Origin of the sequence: Paenibacillus amylolyticus (assembly GCF_047302515.1) — a bacterium.
In the GTDB taxonomy this organism is placed as follows: Bacteria; Bacillota; Bacilli; order Paenibacillales; family Paenibacillaceae; genus Paenibacillus; species Paenibacillus amylolyticus_G.
In genome coordinates this window covers 3,754,553-3,778,417 of record NZ_CP168019.1, presented here as the reverse complement: position 1 = coordinate 3,778,417, position 23,865 = coordinate 3,754,553, and the positions used below count along the sequence as shown (strand labels likewise).

General features: G+C 48.1%; 16 protein-coding genes. 13 read left to right on the top strand and 3 right to left on the bottom strand.

What is annotated here, in order from left to right:
- The first annotated feature begins 268 nt into the window (after positions 1–268).
- From ACDJ59_RS16205 to ACDJ59_RS16185, 5 genes are all read left to right on the top strand, one after another.
- Positions 269–1,078 (top strand): alpha/beta hydrolase, encoded by an 810-nt coding sequence (locus tag ACDJ59_RS16205; RefSeq protein ID WP_413404167.1) that lies wholly within the window; start codon positions 269–271, stop codon positions 1,076–1,078.
- A gap of 47 nt (positions 1,079–1,125) precedes the next feature.
- On the top strand, positions 1,126–1,653 hold the full coding sequence (locus tag ACDJ59_RS16200; RefSeq protein WP_413404165.1) for a MarR family winged helix-turn-helix transcriptional regulator: 528 nt from the start codon (positions 1,126–1,128) through the stop codon (positions 1,651–1,653).
- A gap of 191 nt (positions 1,654–1,844) precedes the next feature.
- Positions 1,845–3,194 carry an FAD-binding oxidoreductase gene (locus ACDJ59_RS16195; protein ID WP_413404163.1) on the top strand — a complete coding sequence of 450 codons (1,350 nt, stop codon included), beginning with the start codon at positions 1,845–1,847 and terminating at the stop codon, positions 3,192–3,194.
- 185 nt (positions 3,195–3,379) lie between these two features.
- The gene (locus tag ACDJ59_RS16190; RefSeq protein ID WP_413404161.1) at positions 3,380–6,070 is read left to right on the top strand and encodes a LuxR C-terminal-related transcriptional regulator; all 2,691 of its coding nucleotides are present in this window, start codon (positions 3,380–3,382) and stop codon (positions 6,068–6,070) included.
- Between the two features lie 93 nt (positions 6,071–6,163).
- Complete coding sequence (locus tag ACDJ59_RS16185; RefSeq protein ID WP_413404159.1) at positions 6,164–7,084, top strand: NAD(P)-dependent alcohol dehydrogenase; 921 nt, start codon at positions 6,164–6,166, stop codon at positions 7,082–7,084.
- A gap of 159 nt (positions 7,085–7,243) precedes the next feature.
- On the opposite strand, the gene ACDJ59_RS16180 is transcribed toward ACDJ59_RS16185, so the two are convergent.
- The 3 genes from ACDJ59_RS16180 to ACDJ59_RS16170 form a co-directional block, all read right to left on the bottom strand.
- Positions 7,244–7,540: a putative quinol monooxygenase gene (locus ACDJ59_RS16180; RefSeq protein ID WP_413404157.1), complete on the bottom strand. Its 297-nt coding sequence runs from the start codon at positions 7,538–7,540 to the stop codon at positions 7,244–7,246.
- Between the two features lie 97 nt (positions 7,541–7,637).
- On the bottom strand, positions 7,638–8,288 hold the full coding sequence (locus ACDJ59_RS16175; RefSeq protein WP_341006743.1) for a nitroreductase family protein: 651 nt from the start codon (positions 8,286–8,288) through the stop codon (positions 7,638–7,640).
- 27 nt (positions 8,289–8,315) lie between these two features.
- On the bottom strand, positions 8,316–8,735 hold the full coding sequence (locus tag ACDJ59_RS16170; RefSeq protein ID WP_017689456.1) for a MarR family winged helix-turn-helix transcriptional regulator: 420 nt from the start codon (positions 8,733–8,735) through the stop codon (positions 8,316–8,318).
- Between the two features lie 360 nt (positions 8,736–9,095).
- Here ACDJ59_RS16170 and ACDJ59_RS16165 point away from each other — a divergent pair, with 360 nt between their 5' ends.
- The 8 genes from ACDJ59_RS16165 (at position 9,096) to ACDJ59_RS16130 (ending at position 23,776) form a co-directional block, all read left to right on the top strand.
- The gene (locus tag ACDJ59_RS16165; RefSeq protein WP_413404155.1) at positions 9,096–10,769 is read left to right on the top strand and encodes a helix-turn-helix domain-containing protein; all 1,674 of its coding nucleotides are present in this window, start codon (positions 9,096–9,098) and stop codon (positions 10,767–10,769) included.
- Between the two features lie 108 nt (positions 10,770–10,877).
- Positions 10,878–11,861, top strand: a complete 984-nt coding sequence (locus ACDJ59_RS16160) for an ABC transporter substrate-binding protein (protein ID WP_413404153.1) — start codon at positions 10,878–10,880, stop codon at positions 11,859–11,861.
- Positions 11,858–12,670, top strand: coding sequence for a hypothetical protein (locus ACDJ59_RS16155; RefSeq protein WP_413404151.1), 813 nt, complete (start codon positions 11,858–11,860; stop codon positions 12,668–12,670). The genes ACDJ59_RS16160 and ACDJ59_RS16155 overlap by 4 nt, the downstream gene beginning before the upstream one ends.
- A gap of 239 nt (positions 12,671–12,909) precedes the next feature.
- Positions 12,910–13,431, top strand: a complete 522-nt coding sequence (locus ACDJ59_RS16150; RefSeq protein WP_413404149.1) for a TetR/AcrR family transcriptional regulator — start codon at positions 12,910–12,912, stop codon at positions 13,429–13,431.
- Between the two features lie 119 nt (positions 13,432–13,550).
- Entirely contained in the window at positions 13,551–14,510 is a 960-nt protein-coding gene (locus tag ACDJ59_RS16145; protein ID WP_413404147.1) for an SDR family NAD(P)-dependent oxidoreductase, read from the top strand.
- Between the two features lie 352 nt (positions 14,511–14,862).
- Entirely contained in the window at positions 14,863–21,669 is a 6,807-nt protein-coding gene (locus ACDJ59_RS16140; protein ID WP_413404145.1) for a beta strand repeat-containing protein, read from the top strand.
- Positions 21,670–21,782: 113 nt separating this feature from the next.
- Entirely contained in the window at positions 21,783–22,022 is a 240-nt protein-coding gene (locus ACDJ59_RS16135; protein WP_047842338.1) for a DUF896 domain-containing protein, read from the top strand.
- A gap of 323 nt (positions 22,023–22,345) precedes the next feature.
- Positions 22,346–23,776: an NAD(P)-binding domain-containing protein gene (locus tag ACDJ59_RS16130; protein WP_413404143.1), complete on the top strand. Its 1,431-nt coding sequence runs from the start codon at positions 22,346–22,348 to the stop codon at positions 23,774–23,776.
- The last annotated feature ends 89 nt before the right edge of the window (positions 23,777–23,865 follow it).

Below are 23,865 nucleotides of genomic sequence, written 5' to 3'. Positions count from 1 at the left end.
AAGTATAAGGCAGTTGCTATTGATTCACTCAGATAATAAGGTGGGCGGAAGAACTTTTTCCGTCCACTTTATTGTCTGTTTAATCAGTGAGTTTTATTTGAAAGCGCTTTAAAATTGTTGTGGACAACAGCTATGTCGGATGATATATTGTTTCCGTAAGAAACAATATTATTTTTAAGTGAAATAATAATAAGCGTGTCCATGGTACGGCGGAGGAAATGATCTCTCGGAGCTTAAGCTTGGACACCACAAAAAGGACGGGGAAACGATGACTAAAGTCGAGACAAGGATTCAATCCTTTGACGGTACACAGCTTTATTTCAGCAAGGATACAGTGGAAAATGCAAAAGCCGCTGTCGTTATTGTTCACGGACTAGCTGAGCATGCAGGGCGCTATGATTATTTGACAGAGAAGCTGAATCAGCGTGGGTTTAGCGTGTATCGCTTCGATCATCGGGGTCATGCCAGATCCGAGGGACAGCGTACGTTCTATAAAAAGTTTGATCATCTTATTGAAGATGTTCATGTCATTGTTGAGGCGGCATTGCAAGAGAGCGGCGATCTTCCGCTGTTTGTCATCGGGCATAGTATGGGCGGTTTTGCAACCTCGTCCTTTGGAACGAAATATCCAGGCAAGGTCAAAGGCATCGTACTATCCGGAGCGCTCACTCGTTACAATACAAAAGTTGCTGGAGAACTGCCGATGGATCTTCCTACAGGCACGTATTTCCCTAATGAGCTGGGCAGTGGCGTATGCTGTGATCCCGCAGTTGTATCCGCTTACGCGAATGACCCACTGGTTGAAAAGCAGATCTCTGTAGATTTATTTAATAGTTTGGGGAATGGTATAACATGGCTCAAGGAGAACGCCAAGCAGTTTACAGATCCCGTGCTTGTACTGCATGGAGCAAATGATGGACTGGTCAGCGAAAAGGATTCCCGAGACTTTTACGGGGATATTGCTTCAACAGATAAAACACTCAAAATTTATGCTCATCTGATGCATGAGATATTTAATGAACCGACTCGTGATGATGTTATTGAAGAAGCAATAACATGGATTGAAAAACGCATCTGATTTCAGTAGAGTAAGAGAGAGAATCTGAATGATGAAAGGGATTACTCATGAAATTAGATTGGATGGGCGACCATCGGGAACTGATTGAGAAAATTATCAAATACGGCAATGCGTACTCGAACACTTATAAGTTGCAGCGAAGTTATGGTACAGACCTGATGTTCTCGGCTTCACAGATTCAGACGCTGGAATACATTCTGGAAGCCGAGGACAAAGAAGAGAAGATGTCGGAAATGGCCGAACGCCTGGGCGTAAGCCGCAGTACATTTTCCAAGAACGTGAAGAATCTGACGGGAAAAGGTCTGCTTGAAAAATTTCATTTAAGCGGCAACCGCAAAGACATTTACGTCAAACCTTCGGAGAAAGGTCGGGAGGTATATGTGAATTATACCGAATTTGTAAGGGAGCTTTGCTTTGATGAGATTTTCAAGTATGCAGATCAGATTTCAGAAGCAGATAAGCAGAACTTTGTTCGCATCATGGATCTGTTTGCCAACGTGCTCGTCTGGTATGGTGAAAAAGAACAGGAAGCGCGCAAGTTAATCAAAATTGATTCCGATTCGAAAAGCGACTAGTTTCGAGATAAAAGGAATTTTCCTCAAGGCTGTTCTGTGGCCTGAAAGGGAAATTCCTTTTTGATTCCTCTGAAACATGAACTTTAGAATTAAGGCACCAGCCCATTCCCTCCGCGAATGTCCGTCATACAGTATAAGGTGCTTGATGCAGCAGAGGCTGTAGGACAATTATTCAGCAGGGAGTGGGATGTGTGAAATCATCAACAAAGCTTACGGGACGGGTTATTTACAAGGGTGATCCAGGATATGAAGCCGCGCGCAAGAACTGGGACCCGCATACCGACAAATATCCTAAAGTTTTTGTTTTTGCCCAAAAGACGAAAGATGTATCCAACGCTATCCGATGGGCTCGTGAAAACAATGTACCGATCAGGCCGCGGAGCGGCAGACATGCGCTTGAAGTGAATCTTTCACAGGTGAATGGCGGTATCGTGATTGATGTGAGTGATCTGAATTCCATCAAACTTGATAAAAAACATGGAACGGTTGTTGTTGGAACAGGAAATCGAGTAGGAAGAATTGCGAACACCCTTGCCAAGCAAGGATTCATGGCTCCTTTTGGTGACAGCCCTACTGTAGGGATCGGTGGAATTACGTTAGGTGGGGGAATTGGGCCTCTCCAGCGTACGATTGGTCTCATCAGTGATAACCTGCTAGAGGTAGAGATGGTGGACGCCAAAGGAAAAGTGATTCGTGCCAATAAAAATCGTAATGCAGATCTCTTTTGGGCCTCGCGGGGAGGGGGCGGTGGTAACTTCGGAGTATATACTCGTTACAAATTCAAAGTGCGCCGTGCTCCAGCGAAGGCGACTGTATTTAAAATCACCTGGCCATGGGCTCAATTCGAAAAGGTGCTCAAAGTATGGCAGAGGTGGGCTCCCTCTGTGGATACAAGACTGGGCAGCGAGTTGTCCATCGGACCGAAAAAGGGTGGCAATGTTGTCATGGAGGGGCTGTTCCTAGGATCAAAAACAGAGGCTCTCCGTCTATTACAGCCGATTACGAGTGTTGGCACACCGACAAGTTCCATTGTTCGTTTGTTACCTTATACAGAAGTTGTGAAGTTTTTATTACAACCTGATCCGACCGAGACTCAACGGTATAGTAACCAGTTCTCGTCCGGTTTTGGACAAAAACCATTCCCCGACAAAGCGATCAAATCGATGCGCGCATTTTTGGAGAACTTGGAAGAGGGACCAGGCGGGTTCTATTTCCTCAACTGGGGCGGAGCGGTAAGTCGCAAATCACCTAGATCAACCGCCTTCTTCTGGCGTAAAGAGAAGTTCTATGTGGAATGGACCAGTACGTGGCTCAAACCATCCCATGCCGCCAAAAATATCGCACTCGCTCGGAATACTCGCAAGAAATTGCAACCCTACATTGTGGGTTCCTATATCAACGTTCCAGACCAAGGAATCAAAAATTCCGGTCCAGTGTACTATGGAGCCAACTATGCCAGACTGCGGAGAGTCAAAGCCAAGTATGACCCGAAAAATGTGTTCAACAATCCACAAAGTATCACTCCTGTTCGCAGAGCGTAAGGTAGAGCCATTCATTTTTACTAGCAGCTAGTGCTAATCAGAAGTTAAATTCATCTATGTACTACTAATAATAAAGACACGTCTTTTATGGCGTGTCTTATTGATTTTTATGGTAGTATAGATGCCAAAACGATATATGAAACGATACAGTTGCTGTTCGAGACCCTTGAATGGAGGTTTGGCTCATGTATGCACCGATCTTATCTACGAAATTAACCATTCCAGTTCAGCGCTCCCATGTAGTGGATCGTCCCCGCCTGTATGTCCGTTTCGGCGAGGGGATGCACGCTAAACTCATACTGGTCTCTGCTCCTGCAGGATCAGGAAAAACACTACTAGTCAATCAATGGGTTAAGTCTTCTTCAATAGATACAGCTTGGCTTTCGCTGGAAGAAGCGGATAACGATCCTTCACGTTTTTTGACATATCTATGTGCTTCGTTACAGACGATTGTCCCCAAGCTTGCTGAAGGAATCATGGGATTTGTTCAATCTTCCGAGCCGCCACCTATCGAGACCATTATTACATACCTTCTTAATGAAGTTTCTGAAATAACAAATCATTTTGTACTTGTTCTGGATGATTATCATCTCATGACTTCAGAAGTGATCAATCAAGCGCTTGTCTACTTACTGAGGCACATGCCCCCGCATATGCATATCGTCATGACTACGCGTCAGCAACCCAAGTTACCTTTGGCTCGACTGCGGGCAAAGGGGGAATTGATTGAAATACGTGGTAGTGATCTGCGTTTTACTTCTGCCGAAAGCAGTGAGTTTTTGGATCGGGTCATGGGATTGAAACTTTCAGAGGAACATGTTGCTCTCCTTGAAAAGCGAACAGAAGGCTGGGTTGCCGGGTTGCAGTTAGCGGCCTTATCCATGCAGGGTTCTTCTGATCCGAATCACTTTATGGAAACGTTCAGTGGCAGGGACCCATTTGTACTGGACTATCTAATGGAAGAAATATTACAAGGGCTAACCGAACAGGTACAGAACTTTTTGTTGAAAACGTGCATGTTGGATCGATTATGCGGTTCATTGTGTGATGCGATCTTTGATATAGATGAACCCAAGGAACATAAATCCGTTGATTTTACCGGACAGGACATGTTGGAGTGGCTGGAGCAAGCCAATCTTTTCATCGTTCCCTTGGACAATGAGAGGCGATGGTATCGTTACCATCATCTGTTTGCAGATTTATTGCGTAAAAGAGTACATCAGAATTCAAATTACGCCGGCACAGCTGAGACCGATCTGTCTGTTACTGAGATACATAAGCGAGCGAGCATCTGGTATGAGAGGCATCAAATGGAGCTGGAGGCTTTCAATCATGCTGTAGCTGCGGCAGATACTCATCGGGCATCGGATCTGTTGGAAGGTAAAGGTATGCCACTTCTTTTTCGCGGGGGTGCTGTTCCTGCCTTGCAATGGTTGAGTTCTCTATCCACAGCAGTAATGGATTCAATACCTTCCCTATGGGTGATGCATGCGGCTGCGTTATTAGTGTCAGGACATATGATAGACGTCGAGCCCAAATTGCAGTCTGCTGAACAAGTGTTACAAAATACGGAACCTGAAAAGACCAATTCTGATCTCATCGGACATATCGCTTCCATCCGAGCCACGCTGGCTGTCAGCCGGCACGATGCGGATACGATTATTACGGAGTCACTTCGAGCACTCAAATATTTGCATCCTCATAATCTGCCCATTCGTGCAGCAACAGCTTGGACATTAGGATATGCATACCAGCTTCAGGGAAAACGTGTGGAAGCCGAATTGTCCTACGAGGAATCATTAGCGAACAGTACCAAGATCGGACATCATATTATCACGATGATGGCGACACTGGGCGTGGGGAATATGCAGGAATCTAACAATCAACTACATCTGGCAGCTGAATCCTATCAGCAGGTGGTACATATGGCAGGTAAGCCACCGCTACCCATTGCTTGTGAAGCCCATTTGGGTCTGGCGCGAGTGCATTATGAATGGAATAATCTTGATGTGACGATGTTGCACGCTCAACAGAGTGAGCAGTTGGCACAGCAATTTGTTCAAACGGATAGAGTTGTTGCAAGTGAGTTATGGCTCGCCCGAGTGACGCTTGCGAAGGCGGATCTTCATCAAGCCGCTATCATGTTAGATAGAATCAACGAAACGGCCCAACGGTTAAATTTTACAAAGGTGATCCCTGATATTACTGCTGCATACGTTCTTGTGCTCCTTCGTCAGGGCGATCTGAAAAAGGCAATACGATTATCATGGGACAGAAATCATGCGCTTAGTCAGACCAGAGTATTGCTGAAGCAGGGGAACACCTTGGGAGCACTTGGTATGATGGAATCCTGTCTTCACTTGGCCATAACCAAAGGCTTCAAGGATGAACAGCTCAAGGCAACAATCCTTCTGGCCGTTATCCATGAGGAACATGGAAATAGAACACAAGCTATCGAGCTCCTGACTGAGGCCATGATGATGGCAGAGCCGGCAGGCTTCATTCGTGTATTTGTAGACGAAGGTGTTGTCGTGCACGGCCTTTTGAAGCGGATAACAGTACGCGGTGACTCACATTTATATCTGCTTCAATTACTGGGTGCATTTGATGAAGCTGAGGACAACAGAATAGAAATGATTTCGGAAGAGACAGATGTATATCCGTACGTTTCTGAACTGCGAATTGATCCGTTAAGTGTGAGAGAGCTCGAAGTATTACATCTCATTGCGCTGGGAAGATCCAATCGGGAGATTAGTGAGATACTTCATATTGCGCTGCCTACCGTGAAAGGACATAACCGGATTATTTTTGACAAAATGCAGGTGAAGCGACGAACCGAAGCCGTGGCAAAAGCACGTGAATGGAAACTCCTGTAACGGGTGTATCCTTGAAACGATACTTAAGTATCTAGGGGCCGAACCCACTTCCCGATATACTCATGGCAAACAGGAACATATGGGGGGAAAGATATGAGAGCTATCATATGTACGAAGTATGGATCACCAGATGTGTTGCAGCTTAAAGACATAGCGAAGCCATCACCCAAAGATCATGAGATTCAGATTAAAATACACGCAACAACTGTAACATCCGGGGACTGCAGAGTTCGTGGTTCGAATGTTCCGTTTCTGTACTGGGTACCGATGCGTCTTTTTTTGGGATTCCGAAAACCTCGAAATTCGGTCCTGGGCGTAGAGTTGGCAGGAGAAGTTACGGCGATTGGCAAGGAAGTAAAGCAATTTAAGTTAGGTGATCAGGTGTATGCCATCAATGGATTGTCTTTTGGTGCCCATGCTCAGTATATATGTCTCTCCGAAGAGGATCCAGTCGCTCTGAAACCGCTCAACGCAACGTATGAGGAAGCAGCCGCAATTCCGTTTGGTGGAACTACGGCCTTATATTTTCTCCGCAAAGGAAACATTAAACGGGGAATGAAAATGCTCATCTATGGAGCTTCGGGAGCCGTAGGAACTGCTGCTGTACAGCTTGCGAAATATTTTGGAGCAGAAGTGACGGGGGTATGCAGTACAACGAATGTGGAATTCTCGAAGTCACTTGGTGCCGATCATGTTATCGATTATATGAAGAAAGACTTTACAAAAACAAGTCAGCGGTATGATCTGATATTGGATGCAGTTGGAAAAGTCTCGAAAGGTCAGTGTCGGCACCTATTGGCACCTAACGGCACATATGTCACTGTTGAGGGGCAAGGCATCGCAAGGGTCACTGCAAAGGATCTGATACTTCTTAAAGAGTTGATGGAGGCTGGTGAGATGCAAGCGGTGATTGACAGACGTTATGCCTTGGAGCAAATTCAGGAAGCTTATCGTTATGTGGAAACAGGACGAAAGAGGGGAAATGTTGTGATTACGGTCAAACATGAGAACTAATTAGCAGTGATTGACAATTAGCCAACACATTTGCACAGCAGTCATTTTAAGGTACATGAGGTCAACCGATTTGTGAAAGGAAACTAAAAAGCTGCCCTCGGTCATATGACCAAGAGCAGCTTATTCACATGCAAGATAAGCATGGCAGTTAATGAGCTATTAAGCTTTAACTTGTTCTCCAGCAAATACTTCAACGTTCATTGGAGCGGCCATGAAAGCTGCTGCTTGTTGAACAAAAGCTTGGAAATGCGCGCTTGTGTTGTGGGAAGCTGTAGCAGCTTCATCTTTCCACAGCTCGATCATCGTGTATTGTTGTTCGCGTTCTGTGCTTTTTGCCAAATCGTAGCTGATGTTACCTTCTTCTTGACGTGTTGCAGTAATCAGTTCTTTCGCAGATGCGAGGAATGCTTGCTCTTGATCCGGTTTAATTTGCAGATGAGCGTGAATGATAATCATAATGTATAACCTCCATATTGTGTTTGTTTGGAATGTGTTAAGAATATATGCTTATTGACCAATTTAATCGAGACTTACAGGGAAACCGTCCCTGATATTATGCCCAAGTTGTGATGGTTTCTACAGGCAGACGGTAGGAAGGGTGACCTTCTTTGGCCGATTTACCGATCGAGATCAACATAACGGGTTGATAACGCTCTTTGTCCATGCCAAACGCTTCTGCGATTTGATCTTTCTCATAACCACCAATTGGGTTGGTGTCATAACCATGAGCACGTGCAGCAAGCATCAATTGCATGGAAGCAAGGCCAGCATCGATCAGGTTAACGTCGCGAAGATCGGAAGCAGCCATCTTTTCGTAATAAGGCATTACGGTTTTGAGCTGCATATCCTTAATGTCTTGTGGCATGTAACCAAGTTCTACAGCTTTACCAAAAATCTCATCCATATATTCAACGTTGTTCATGTCAATGAATACGCCAATAACTGCGGAGGAAGTCAACACTTGATTTTGATTAAATCTCGCAAGTGGAGCAAGCTTTTCTTTACCTTCAGCCGTATCTACAACCAGAAAACGCCAAGGCTGCAAATTGATTGAAGATGGTGCACGGGAAGCTTCTGACAGAATTTCTGTCATTTCTTCACGGCTGATTTTTACTTCAGGATCGTAAAGCTTAACAGAACGGCGACCGTAGGTAATTTCGTTAAAATCATTGGTTTTTTGGAATTTGCTTTGAATTGTACTCATGCATGGATCTCTCCTCTATATATGGGTTTAGAAATTGTTGTGCATACGTTCCAGGAAATCGGCGAGTGACTGAACTTCGTCTTCACTGAAATCCTGTAAAATCTGGTTGATAAAATTGGTTTTCTCTGCTTTGTAGCCTTCAATCTGCTTCCGACCGTGGTCTGTCAAACGAACAAAAGTTACCCGATTATCATCGGGATTCTTACGTCTTGTAACCATCAGGTCCGCCTCAAGCTGTTTCAAGTGGCGTGTAATCGCAGCACTATCAATGTTAATGATTTTCTGCAGCATGGATTGGTTAATCTCATCTACCTGATCCAGTTCATGCAGAATTTCAAAGCGAGAGGAACTGATACCTGTACAGCGTTCGAACTTGGGACTGATTTTGTTACCCAACACGTTCAGCAGGTTGATGATTTGTTCTTCTTTGGAAACAATACGTGTCATGACTAGACCTCCCGGGTGAATCTGAATCATGAACAACGGCGTATGTTAACCAATGATTAATGTTGCAGTATACAATGCCATTGCCTAATGATTATTTGGATGCTCTCGATCATTGATGTATCAATATTTGATGCGTCAATAATTGATGGCTCAATTAATATATCATGCCTTTTATGATTTTGCAACAGGTTAGAAAATGTTGCTGATTCTAGCTTTATTATCCCGCTACGTATACATTGCAGTCCGTATATGTTGTCCAAATGGATAAGTTAATATTGATTGTGTATGTTATTGAGAATTGTTATCAATCTATCTATAATAAAGGGAATTGAGTATGGAAAAGATCCATATTAACTGGAATTGCAGCTGGTTACGATCAGCTTTAATCAGGCGATTACAGGGTTCGATCCAAAACAGGGAGGTGACGTCATCATGGAGGAAAATGATTGGATCAAACAACTGGAGCAACTACATTTCTCTGCTGTCCACGTCTGCCATTACTCTAGCAATCCGGGGGCTGTTCAGCGTCGGATCTGGAAAAGGTTCGCCATTTGCAGGGTCATCGCTGGCAAGGGATCTTTGTCTATGGATAACATTGTACATACGGTGTCTCAAGACGAGTGGTTTTTGTTGAAGCCAGGAATGCATGTGGAGTTTCAGACGGATATGGAAGCACCTGTCCGATATCAGATCATTTTATTTTCCTGTGTTACACTTACCCGGCATCGGAATGCTTGGCATACCGAGGCATTGGGTCTCCCTGTGACGGGCAAACTTAATGTTCCTTCCAATACACGTGATATTCAGGAGATGATGGATACCCTGATGAGTGGAAAACACTCGTTTACGAGTCTGGAAAAGACACGCAGGAAACATCTTTTGCATCAGTTGTTGATTCAGTTAATGATACACGTGAAAGAAGCTACTCCCCCTGTAGCGGGGATGGATTTGGCACTTGATTATATGACGCATCAATATATGGAAGACATTCGAATTGATCAGATGGCCCGCATGGCAGGGCTTAGTGTGAATCATTTTATAAGAACATTCAAACGACAATTAAATATGACCCCGATTGAATATATACTGAAACTACGTATGGCAAAGGCCAAGCAACTGTTATTTTCTTCTGATAAAATCAAGGAAATTGCGGAGCAAGTGGGTTATAAGGACGAGCACTATTTCAGCAGAGTCTTCAAGAAAAACGAAGGAATCGCCCCAACGTTGTATATGAAAAATAAAGTGAATCGCATTGCCACCTTGTATTACGGGTTGGACGATTATGTGATAACGCTCGGTTTGAGGCCAGTATCCGCTTTATCCTATGGTCAGAGGGTAGCTCGTCATGTTGCCATACCTGCGCTTCAAGCACACAGTCATCAGGGACTTATCCTGGATAGCTTCAATCAGAACTATGATGATTTGAGACGAGTCCAACCGGACCTGATCATTACAAGTGATCGTTTGGAGCCAAATGACTCCCTGCATCGTATCGCGCCTACCACCATGCTGGAGCACACCAACCATTTTGGGGAGAGGCTTCTGTATATGGCGGACATTATGGGCCGCACCGAACAGGCTGTACAGTGGATTGAACAACATGCTGAACTGAGCCGGGTTCTTCGAGGGCGCATTCAATCGAGGTGGGGGAAACAGAGTGCCATGTTCATCCGGGTGACTTCTCATTTCTACCGAATGTATGGATTGAACAACCAGACAGGGGCCCTATTGTATGATGATCTGGGATTTTATTTGCCTCGTGATTTTCCGGAACAACAGTGGGCTGTAGAGAGTAAAGTTTGCGATTTGCAGTTATACGACGCGGATCATATGTTTGTAATGGTCGATCCCACAGAAGAGGCACGTGCTCAACTGAGGCAATTACAGCAATCCAGTACATGGTTGGCATTAAAGGCTGTTCAAGAAGGCCATGTATATAATGCAGGAGATATTTTCTTCAAAGCGCTGGGTCCCACCGGACGCATGTGGGCCATGCGATATGTGGCAGAGCAACTTGGGGTTACTTTACGGTGATATTGTGCAAGAGAATAGAGTGGAATAATCCATGGTAAGCCTGTACGCTTTTCCCTACTATAGTGATAATGATTATTATTATTAAATAGTAGAGGGGATTTACTACAAATGGTAAGACAGAGAGCAGCAACGATGATACTTTTGGCCCTGCTTGTGCTCGTTCTGACGGCATGTAGCAAGGCATCAGAAGTAACAGAAGCAACGCCTCCGCAACAGGATACACCTGTGGAAGAGAGTGGTACACAAACGATTGAGCATCTTAAAGGAACAGCGGTTATACCGCAAAAAATAGAGCGTATGGTGGTATTATCTGCTGCTTACATCGATCACATGTTGACGATTGGAGAGAAACCAGCAGGCGTTAATGTAGAAGTTCGTTACGGAGGAGATTATTTGCCTTACTTTGCAGATCAGCTTGCCGGCATTCCAACGGTAGGGTCCGCAGACAGTCCTAACCTGGAGGCTATCCTTCAGATTGATCCGGATGTCATCGTTATTGAGAGTCGAACTGCGGAGAGTACGTATGATCAGTTGGAGAAAATCGCTCCGACGATTGTACTTGGTACTGAATGGCTGGATTATGTTGATGATACAACATATTGGACACAGGATCTGTTGACCATTGCCGGGATGTACAACAAAGTGGATCTGGCAAAAGAAAAGATAGCCGAGGTAGAGCAGCAGGCGAAGCAATTAAAAGCGAAGATCGAACAACTGGATCAAAAAAAGTTGGCTTATCTGCGTGTAAGAGAGAAGACCTTGCAAATATACGCGGCAAAAGGACATCCAACCAACACACTTTTGTATCATGATCTTGGATTTGTGCCAACGACTGTGACACCTGCCGAACAACGTGAGGACTTGTCCATGGAGAAAATTGCAGATGTGGATGCTGATTTTGTAGTTCTGGAGATTGACCCAAATGCCGATGAGTATTTAAACAACATCAATGCAAGCTCACTCTGGAAGGGAGTACCGGCTGTTGGTGCAGATCAGGTCTATACGACAGATTCGTTCTGGTTGTTTAAGGGCTGGGGAGCAATTGGGCGAAGCGAGATTATCAACGAAGTTGAAGACATGATTAATAGATGAGACGTTATCCAAGACATGATTATTCAGAGATGTCGGAAGCGTTACAGCAATTTTTTGTGACGACGATCCAAGCGACTTGTGATGATTCCAAGTATCCTTTCCATGTGAAAGATCTGCTGAATGAAGAGAAACGAAACTTGATATTGCGTGAACAGGCTGTGCAGCAAGGGCTTCAATTGGCCGGCAAAGGAAGTGTGGCCGTCGGTACACTTTTTGCCAAACGTTACTCCATATTTGTTATGTCCGTAATCTCAGCTTTCAGTCTATACGATACTATACTTAGCGTTGCAGACGATGATGTGCGGTTTGAATTGAATGGAGCAGGTGGCATGCAATATGAGACTCGGCTGAAGAGCTCCTTGTTGGAGGGGGGAGATCCTGTTCAGCGCAGGTCAGAGAGCCACTTGCTCAAGAACAGAATGCTGTTACATCTGGAACCTGTCCTGCGAGCAGTAGCCGTTGGTACAGGAGCGAGCGATAAGGTGATGTGGTCTTTAGTTGCGCATAATGTGCAACAACTGTATGCACGTATGATCAATGATCAGAGCATATGGAAGACAGATGAACGGCTTGCAAAGATTCAAGCAGATCAAAGCCTCTGGCTGGATCGGCAAAACGATAATGCATGTACATTTGCCAATGAGCTGCAGCGCTTCGAACATTCCGGTTGGCAGGGACCGCCGTTCCTCATACGCCGATATTGTTGTTTGGCATATCAGGTTGGGAGCGGCAGTCACGCACATGCATATTGTAACAGTTGTCCGAAGCTGGATTCGGAATCCCGATTGCGCAAACTTCTCCAGCAGTGAACTCACAGACACTCTTGTATTGCATAGTACGAATCTGTTTCAGACAATCCGTGTTCTCTTCGGTTTCCAGTGGATAGAATCTATGATCGACAAGCTACACAACCTGCAGCGGCTTGAGCCAGCGTCTGCGGGTTTGTTGGCTTTGTACACGGTCACGATACCTTTGCATTGAGGGATAGTATTCGTTATACTTCAAGCTATTGATCAATTAATTACTAACTATTGGAGGACGGATTATCATGGCTAAAGTTACAGCAGCGTCAGTTAACCGGCGAAATGATATTATCTCTGCAGCAATTGACGTCTTCGCGGAAATTGGCTATTATCGTGCGACTACAGCCCAGGTGGCTGAACGGGCACAGATCTCACAGCCGTATATATTTCGTTTTTTCAAAACAAAAGAAGCTTTATTATTAACTGCAATCGAGGTCTCATGGACACGGGTGATTGATTCGTTTCGAATTGTGGTGGAGACGGCGACACCAGATCAGTTAGAGAATGATCTAATTGAAGCCTATGATAAGATTCTGGAAGCACACAAGAGCGAGATTTTGCTTCAGATGCAGGCACAAACAATCCGTGAAGAAGTCATTCGTCAGGCCATGCAAAAAGGCATTAGTGATGTACGAAGCATGGTACTGGAAGCTTTTACCGTTGCAGGAATTGCTGAACCACTAAAAAGAACCATGATTTTTCTGGCAATCGGGATGTTGTGTAATGTATCTAATGCACTGGATATGCCGGAGCTGAAGGAACGATAGAGAGGGAGGTAAAGTCCCTTTTTATATTTTAGTTATTGATCAATCACTAATTATGGTTTATATTGTTTTTAGGTAAGTGATTGATCAATAACTAAATGGATGAAAGAGGTCGATCTACGATGAAAAGAGCTATTGTGATTGGAGCGACAGGTGGAACAGGTGCAGCAATTACGGAAGAATTGATTAAACGGGGAATTTCTACAATTGCATTTGGGCGCTCCCATCAAAAACTGGAGCAACTTGCGGTAAAGTTGGGGTCTCCAGATCACCTGCAAATCGCAGTGGGAGATGCATTTCGGCCGGACGATATTATTGCTTTTTCCCAGGAAGCGGATGTCCTGTTTCATTGTGCGAACGTCCCGTATAACGAGATGGAGAGCAAGCTGATTCCGCTAGGCGAATCCGTAATGGTAGCGGCAGAACACTTGGGTCTGAACGTGGTTGTAATGGATGGAATTTATCCCTATGGTAGAAGACAAATGAACGAGGTAACCGAAGAACATCCGAAACAGCCACATACCCGTAAAGGCAAGACACGACTTGCCTATGAACAGATGTTATTCAGCACAAGTTGGAGCAGAGCTCAGGTGATGATCGTTCGTTTGCCAGATTATTATGGCCCATCGGCTAATCAAGCTTCCTATCTGGGCTCAACGCTTGAAGCGATAGCAAGAGGTAAGATGGCTTTTTTTATCGGAAATATGAAGGTACCGAGAGAGTATATTTATTTACCGGATGCTGCGGTCATGGTGGTGGAGCTGGCAAGCAGAGAGATGACGTATGGACAGAACTGGAACATTCCTGGATCGGGGATCATCTCGGGTCATGAGATTGTGCGTATGGCACAGAAGGCTGCGGGAAGAAGCAAACCTGTGATGGCATTAGGAAAAGTGGGATTGTCGGTGATTGGACTAGGTGTACCCGTTATGAAAGAAATTGTAGAAATGTTATATCTGACCGAGGAACCCCTGATCTTGAGTAGACAGAAGTATGAGGAACGGATTGGCCCGGTTGTGGCAACATCTTTTGAGGAAGGAATTAAGTTGACGATTAAGGAGTTGGAGTTGCAGGGGGAGTAGATGGGGAATATATTTTTTGGAGAAAAGTAATTGATTGATCACTAATTTCGAAGGTTTTATAGGTATATTGAATAGGGGGCGCACAAAGCTAGTCCCGGGCATAGAGTGTACTATTGTAAAATGCGGAGAATTGACTTGGTGTACGAGGAGGGGGGATTTTCTTGTGAGCGGTATGTCCAAAAGGAAACGCAAAATTTCCTTAATCAGTACAGGTAAACGGAAAGCAAAAAAATCAAAAAAGCACTCTATCCCAAAGAAGAAGAGTAAGTCTTGTAAGAAAAGCAGACGTAAATGCAAAAAAAAGAAAAGTCACAGGATTCCTTTCCTTCGCGGCCCACGGGGTTATCAAGGAATGAGAGGATTCACTGGAGCAACAGGTGCTACTGGGTTAACCGGAGACCCTGGGTATCCCGGCATATGGGGAGCAACCATTTTAACAGGACGGACCGGAGTAACTGGAACCACGGGAAGTACCGGAATAACTGGAGTCACAGGTGCAACAGGAACTACCGGACTGATGGGCACCACAGGTTTGACTGGAACTACAGGAGTTACAGGTCCGACCGGTCCAACGGGTGAGGCGGGAGCAATTGGATCTACAGGAAGTACAGGAGCTACAGGTGCGACTGGAACTGGATCAACTGGAGTCACAGGAACAACCGGGGCAACTGGAATTACCGGATTTGGTGTTACAGGCATGACCGGTACTACAGGAAATACCGGTATAACCGGCTTTACAGGTCCAACTGGAGTTGCTGGATTAGCTGGGGCTACAGGGTTCACTGGAGCAACTGGTCCAACTGGTATTGGTGTGATGGGACTAACTGGAACTACTGGTGAAACAGGATTCACGGGAGTGACAGGTTCGACTGGCCCAACCGGAGCGACGGGTCTAATAGGTATTACGGGTGCGACTGGATTAACTGGAAGTACTGGCGAAATTGGAATCACAGGCCCGTCCGGAGCAACAGGAACAACTGGTATTACTGGAACCACAGGTATCACAGGAGTCAGTGGCGTAACTGGAACGACAGGTACTACGGGCGCGACCGGCCCAAACGGTGAGACAGGTATCACCGGAGTTACAGGTGCTACAGGATTTACTGGGGAGATAGGAGCAACGGGAACTACGGGTCCAACTGGAAATACTGGCATAACCGGCACGACAGGGATAACAGGTGCGATCGGCGCAACTGGTGCCACTGGGGAAACGGGACTTACTGGTACGACAGGCCGCACTGGGGGGATCGGGTCTACGGGAGTTACTGGTGTTACGGGTACAGCAGGTACGACTGGACTAACTGGCGCAACTGGTACTACTGGAGAAACAGGCAACACAGGAACGACAGGATTTACTGGTGCGACCGGAGCGACTGGCGTCACTGGAGAGATGGGCCTAACAGGTATTACAGGTGAGACTGGAGTTACAGGAAGCACTGGTACTTCTGGAACAACAGGCACTACGGGGGCAACTGGATTAACTGGTGTGACGGGAGCAACCGGCGCAACAGGCACGACAGGCATCACTGGCGTTACTGGAAATACTGGTGCTTTAGGGATTACTGGATTTACGGGCAGTACAGGTGCGACCGGCACGACTGGTTTGACAGGATTCACCGGAGCGACAGGAAGTACTGGTGAGGCGGGGCTAACAGGAGTTACAGGTACGACTGGTCTAACGGGGCCCACCGGGGGCACTGGCGAAACAGGAACTACAGGAAGTACTGGAATAACAGGTAATACGGGTGAAACAGGACCAACAGGTACAACCGGATTAACTGGCGTTACAGGTATAACTGGCGTTACTGGAATTGCGGGCACAACAGGAACGACTGGAATAACAGGTGCAACAGGTATTACTGGATTTACAGGCAGTACAGGTGCGTTCGGAGCAACTGGTGCCACTGGCACAACCGGAGTCACAGGTACGACTGGTGTGCCAGGACCCACCGGGGCTACTGGAGAAACGGGTACCACCGGAGTTACAGGTGCTACAGGATCTACTGGGGCGATAGGGGCAACGGGAAGTACAGGTACAACCGGCGTTACTGGCATAACAGGTACGACCGGTACTACGGGAGTTACAGGCATAACCGGCAATACTGGTGTAACAGGAGCCACAGGAATTACTGGAGCAACTGGAACTACTGGAGATACAGGTCAAACAGGGGTCACAGGAACGACAGGTGTGACGGGATCAACTGGCGCAACTGGAGAAACGGGGATTTCAGGTGCAACCGGAGTTAGTGGCACAACAGGAATTACCGGAGCTACCGGAATTACGGGTGCTACAGGAAACACCGGGACGACAGGTGTAACTGGAGAAACAGGGTTCACAGGACTAACGGGAGTTACCGGTCCAACAGGAACGACAGGGTTAACAGGGGTAACCGGAATCACCGGTGAGACCGGAGCCACAGGGATTACAGGTACAACTGGACTAACTGGCTTTACTGGAACCACGGGTATCACAGGCGTGACCGGAGCTACCGGACTGACTGGTGTCACTGGGGAAACGGGACTAACAGGATTCACAGGCACGACAGGAGCGACTGGAGCAACCGGAATTACAGGTATCTCGGGAGTGACTGGCGTAACCGGAACGACGGGAATTACGGGAGCGACCGGGGCCACTGGTGCGACTGGGATCACAGGAACCACGGGTACAGCTGGTGTAACTGGCCCAACAGGTGCGACTGGAGAAACAGGAAGTACAGGTTCCACGGGAGTAACCGGCGCAACCGGAACAACTGGTGCAACTGGAGAGACGGGGCTAACAGGAGTCACAGGTGTCACCGGGGAAACGGGTCTAACTGGGGCTACAGGTGCAACCGGAGTTAGTGGCACAACAGGAATTGCTGGTGTAACTGGCGCGACAGGACTCACGGGTTCTACTGGTTCAACTGGTATTACCGGAGCTACGGGCATAACGGGGGTCACCGGAGAAACAGGGCCAACCGGCATGACCGGCTTAACTGGCGTTACGGGTACAATTGGTGCGACAGGAGCAACAGGCGTCACTGGAGAGACGGGTCTAACTGGGAGCACAGGTACGACTGGAGTTACTGGTATAACCGGTCCGACAGGCACTACAGGACTAACAGGGAATACTGGTGAAACAGGATCAACAGGTACGATTGGGGCAACGGGTATCACGGGAGTTACTGGTGTAACAGGAGCCACAGGAATTACTGGTGCAACCGGAACTACTGGAGCTACAGGTCCAACAGGGGTGACAGGTACGACTGGTGTGACGGGATCAACTGGAGAAACGGGGATTACAGGTGCAACAGGAGTTAGTGGCATAGCAGGAATTACCGGAACGACAGGTGTAACTGGAGAAACAGGGTTCACAGGACCAACCGGTACGACTGGAGCAACGGGCACAACTGGCATCACAGGGGAAACAGGTCTAACAGGATTCAATGGTCCAACTGGTGTTACGGGATTAACTGGAGCCACGGGCATTACAGGAGAGACGGGTGTATCAGGCGTTACCGGCACGACAGGACCAACAGGACCAACCGGAGCCACTGGTGCGACTGGCATAACCGGAGTCACAGGTACGACTGGAGTTACAGGAGCAACGGGGAGTACGGGTTCCACAGGAATAACTGGCGTAACCGGGCCGACTGGTGCTACTGGAATTACTGGGGTAACTGGATTTACAGGAGTTACAGGGGCAACCGGTCTAACGGGTATTACTGGTGACACAGGAATAACCGGCACGACCGGCGTAACTGGCATTACGGGTGTGACTGGAGCTACCGGAATTACAGGTGCCACCGGCACAACTGGCCAAACTGGAGAGACGGGTCTAACAGGGGTCACAGGTACGACTGGTGTGACGGGGACCACCGGGGCTACTGGAGCAACAGGAACCACGGGCATTACAGGAGAGACGGGTGTAACAGGCGCTACCGGTACGACAGGTGTAACGGGACCAACCGGTGCGACCGGAGCTACTGGGGAAACCGGTATAACAGGGGTTGCAGGTACGACTGGGGAGACCGGATCTACGGGAGTTACTGGCGTAACCGGCTCGACTGGCATAACCGGAGTCACAGGTACGACTGGTGCTACAGGGGCAACCGGTCCAACGGGTATTACTGGTGAAACAGGTACAACCGGAGCCACTGGTGTAACCGGCGCGACTGGTGCCACTGGCATAACTGGCACAACTGGTGTTACGGGTACAACAGGTACGACTGGAGCAACAGGAACCACGGGTATTACAGGAGAGACGGGTGTAACAGGCGTTACCGGCCCGACAGGTGTAACGGGACCCACCGGGGCTACTGGAGCAACGGGAACTACGGGAGTTACTGGTGTAACCGGCGTGACTGGAGCCACTGGCACAACTGGCTTAACTGGTGTTACGGGTACAACAGGAACGACAGGGGCGACCGGATCTACGGGAGTTACTGGCGTTACTGGCGTTACCGGCACGACAGGACCCACCGGAGCCACAGGTGCGACTGGCATAACCGGAGTTACAGGTACGACTGGTGCTACAGGGGCAACCGGTCCAACGGGTATTACTGGTGAAACAGGAACAACCGGCCAGACCGGCGTAACTGGCATTACGGGTGTGACTGGAGCTACTGGAATTACAGGAGCCACCGGCATAACTGGCCAAACTGGAGAGACGGGTGTAACAGGCGTTACTGGCCCGACAGGTGTAACGGGACCCACTGGGGCTACTGGAGCAACGGGAACTACGGGAGTTACTGGCGTTACCGGCACGACAGGTACAACGGGAGCCACAGGTGCGACTGGCATAACCGGAGTCACAGGTACGACTGGTGCTACAGGGGCAACCGGTCCAACGGGGATTACTGGTGAAACAGGAACAACCGGCACGACCGGCACGACCGGCGTAACTGGCATTACGGGTGTGACTGGAGCTACTGGAATTACAGGAGCCACCGGCATAACTGGCCAAACTGGAGAGACGGGTGTAACCGGGGTCACAGGTACGACTGGTGTGACGGGACCCACCGGGGCTACTGGAGCAACGGGAACTACGGGAGTTACTGGCGTAACCGGCGCGACTGGAGCCACTGGCATAACCGGCACAACTGGCGTAACTGGTGTTACGGGTACAACAGGTACGACTGGAGCAACGGGAACCACGGGTATTACAGGAGAGACGGGTGCAACAGGCGTTACCGGCACGACAGGTACAACCGGAGCCACTGGTGCGACTGGCATAACCGGAGTCACAGGTACGACTGGTGCTACAGGGGCAACTGGTCCAACGGGTATTACTGGTGAAACAGGAACAACCGGCACGACCGGCACGACCGGCGTAACTGGCATTACGGGTGTGACTGGAGCTACTGGAATTACAGGTGCCACCGGCACAACTGGCCAAACTGGAGAGACGGGTGTAACCGGGGTCACAGGTACGACTGGTGTGACGGGACCCACCGGGGCTACTGGAGCAACGGGAACTACGGGAGTTACTGGCGTAACCGGCGCGACTGGAGCCACTGGCATAACTGGCACAACTGGCGTAACTGGTGTTACGGGTACAACAGGGCCAACCGGAGCCACTGGTGCGACTGGCATAACCGGAGTTACAGGTACGACTGGTGCTACAGGGGCAACCGGTCCAACGGGTATTACTGGTGAAACAGGAGCCACCGGCACGACCGGCGTAACTGGCATTACGGGTGTGACTGGAGCTACTGGAATTACAGGTGCCACCGGCACAACTGGCCAAACTGGAGAGACGGGTGTAACCGGGGTCACAGGTACGACTGGTGTGACGGGACCCACCGGGGCTACTGGAGCAACGGGAGCTACGGGAGTTACTGGCGTAACCGGCGCGACTGGAACTACGGGTACAACAGGTACGACTGGAGCCACTGGGATCACTGGTGTGACTGGAGCAACAGGAACCACGGGTATTACTGGCGCGACCGGAGCAACTGGGGCTACAGGGCTCACAGGTGTATCAGGAGCCACAGGCACAACAGGAGTTACGGGTATCACAGGTGTGACCGGTGCTACAGGAACTACAGGTGCAACGGGCACCACCGGAAGTACCGGCACAACAGGAGTAACTGGACTTACTGGGGTTACAGGTAATACAGGATTTACTGGAACGACGGGAGCAACTGGTGCCACAGGAGAGACGGGTCTAACAGGGGTCACAGGTACGACTGGTGTGACGGGGACCACCGGGGCTACTGGAGCAACGGGTATTACGGGTGCCACTGGCATAACCGGCACAACTGGCGTAACTGGTGTTACGGGTACAACAGGTACGACTGGAGCCACTGGAATCACAGGTACGACTGGAGCCACTGGAATCACAGGTGTGACTGGAGCAACAGGAACCACGGGTATTACTGGCGCGACCGGAGCAGCTGGGGCTACAGGGCTCACAGGTGTATCAGGAGCCACAGGCACAACAGGAGTTACAGGAATAACCGGAACAGCAGGCATTACGGGAGCTACTGGTTCTACAGGTGCAACTGGGGTTGCCGGAGTTACGGGAACTACTGGGGTTACAGGCATCACAGGTCCAACTGGCCCGACGGGCCCGACTGGACCAACTGGGGCAACCGGTGTAACGAGTGCAACCGGAGCTACTGGAGCAACAGGAATCACAGGAGCAACCGGGGCCACGGGCTTGACAGGAGCCACTGGACCAACCGGCCCCAATTTTGCAACACAAGGGTTCTCGGCCTTCCTGGCTACACTTTCGACAGCAACCAGCACTCAGTTAACCAACTGGACGACCACGGCTCCTTATTACGGTAATGCCAACTTCAATGCAACCACAGGAAACTATACCGTCCCGGTAACCGGAAGATACTCCATTGTGGCCACGATCAATTATGCAACGACTGCAGCGATTGCTCTATCTCTGGGTGCTGGCGTTAACCCAGCCTTTCTTGTACAGAGAACATCCCCTACGGTAACGACACTTGTCAGTGGTTTGTTGCCCGTCCTAAATGTCGCGATTACGCTACTCACACTTCGGGCAGTGCTGGGAAGCGGTTCCGTGACTTTGGCGGTAGAAGTGGCATTGAGTGCGGGAGATGTGATTGGACTGTTCTATGCTGCAAACGGGTTGACGATTACGTTGAACCTGGGCAGTAGTGCTACAAATGGCATTGTGTGGTCTGTGCATGAGATCACCTGAAAAAAATTCTTAACGGAATGCGCCTATGGACAAATTCGTAAAGTTGTAATAAGTTAGTTTGAAGATATTCGAAATATCTTTTGGAAAGTGGACTAACAAGTGAGGTGGATTTCATGATTCCTATTTTGGGACGCATTAACGAATTAAGTCGAAAACAACGCAGCAGCGTCGGTTTGACAAAAGCAGAAAAAAGCGAGCAGCAGGAGCTCAGAAAACAATATTTGCAGGCTATTCGAGGTCAGGTGCTGACAACCATGCTGGCAGTATCCGTTGTGGACCCACTGGGGCATGATGTGACCCCTGAGAAATTAACCAATGAAAAATTGCAGCGCCGTGAACAAGCCGGCCAATAGCATTCCTTTAAAAAGACAGACCAAGGTTACATCTTGGTCTGTCTTTTTTATTTTCTGTAAAGCATCTGTTCAGCAGGAACTGCATCAATAATCCAATTAGGGTTTCGTGCGAATTAACAAGCATGTTAGATATTTTTAGTGTTGATGACAATAAAGCTGCCGCCAACTTCAAATGATCCCCGATAACTCATATAATAACGCTAATATATTTCAGGAACACAAAGAAAAAGCACAATTATCCTCGAAATAACTAACAACAATATCACATCCAATGATCAAAGAAAGACTAGTTCATATATGTATCTCGAAAGGGTTGATGAATCATGAGCCTGGAAGCTTTGAATGAACGTGTGAAGAATGATCTAGCTTATTTGTCATTTGATGGCGCGAACTGGGTACGTCCAAGAGAACATGCGGATGGTCATGTCTATGATGTCGTCATTGTGGGTGGAGGCCAGAGTGGATTAGGGGCGGCATTTGGACTTCTTCGTGAACGGATCTCCAATATTGTCGTCATTGACGAGAATGCATCAGGGCTTGAAGGTCCTTGGGAGACTTATGCGCGTATGGTAACTTTGCGCACACCCAAGCATCTGACTTCCATCGATCTGGGTATCCCCTCGTTAACCTTTCGCTCATGGTGGGAAGCACAGGTAGGGCCCGAAGGTTGGGAAGAGGTAGATAAAATCCCGCGTGGAGACTGGATGAATTATTTACGCTGGTATCGGAAAGTGCTGAATCTGCCTGTGCTCAATGAGGTAGAATTGACGCTGGTTGAGCCAATAGAGAACGGAATACATCGACTTCATGTGAACAAGGCAGGAACTCAGATGGATGTCATACTTGCTCGCAAAGTAGTGTTTGCTACGGGAATACAAGGTGGTGGAGAGTGGCATGTGCCATCCATGATTGCGGATAGATTACCTCGGGATCGGTATGCCCATACGTCGGAAGCGATTGATTTTGATCAATTAAAAGGTAAAAGGGTAGCTGTACTTGGCGGCGGCGCTTCTGCATTCGATAATGCGAGTTATGCCCTTGCCACGGGTGTGGCGGAAGCTCATGTATTTGTACGGCGGGAACAACTGCCAAGTGTTAATCCTATTCGTCAGATGGAACAATCCGGTATGATCGAGCGATACCACGCTCTTCCGGTTGCTGATAAATATGAAGTGATCTCTCATTTCTTCAAATTCAATCAACCCCCAACCAATGATACGTTTAATCGTGCGGCAGCCTGGCCTGGATTCGAACTGCATTTGAATTCGCCTTGGCGAAGTGTAGAAGCAACAGACCAAGGCGCGATTGTGCATTCCGCACAGGGAGCATATGAGTTTGATTTTCTGATTATTAGCACAGGTCTTCTCAGTGATCCGGCACTCCGTCCTGAACTGAAGCTTGTGGAGCCGTACATCGCGCGTTGGGAGGACTGTTACCAGGCTCCGCCAGAGCATCGCAATGCGTTGCTGGACGCACATCCATACCTGAGTTCCGGGTTTGCAATGACAAGCAGGAGTGAACAAGGTGAGAAAACGTTGCACGGACTGTTTGTATTCAACTACTCTGCACTTGCCAGCTGTGGTCTGTCGGCATCGGCAATATCGGGGACCAAGAGTGCAGTGCCGAAACTGGTCTCTGCTATAGCGGATCAGTTGTTCCTCGATGATCGGGAGATTATTTTGCAGCAATTCTATGCGTATGAAGAACAGGAATTTACGGCTACGTGGGTGAAAAGTGGTGCCCTCGCTGAGTAATCGCATTCTATAATATTGTGAACGTGTGGCATCTGATGCTGCACGTTTTTTTGTTTTTCATATGATGAAGGTTACACTTGCCTTTAATT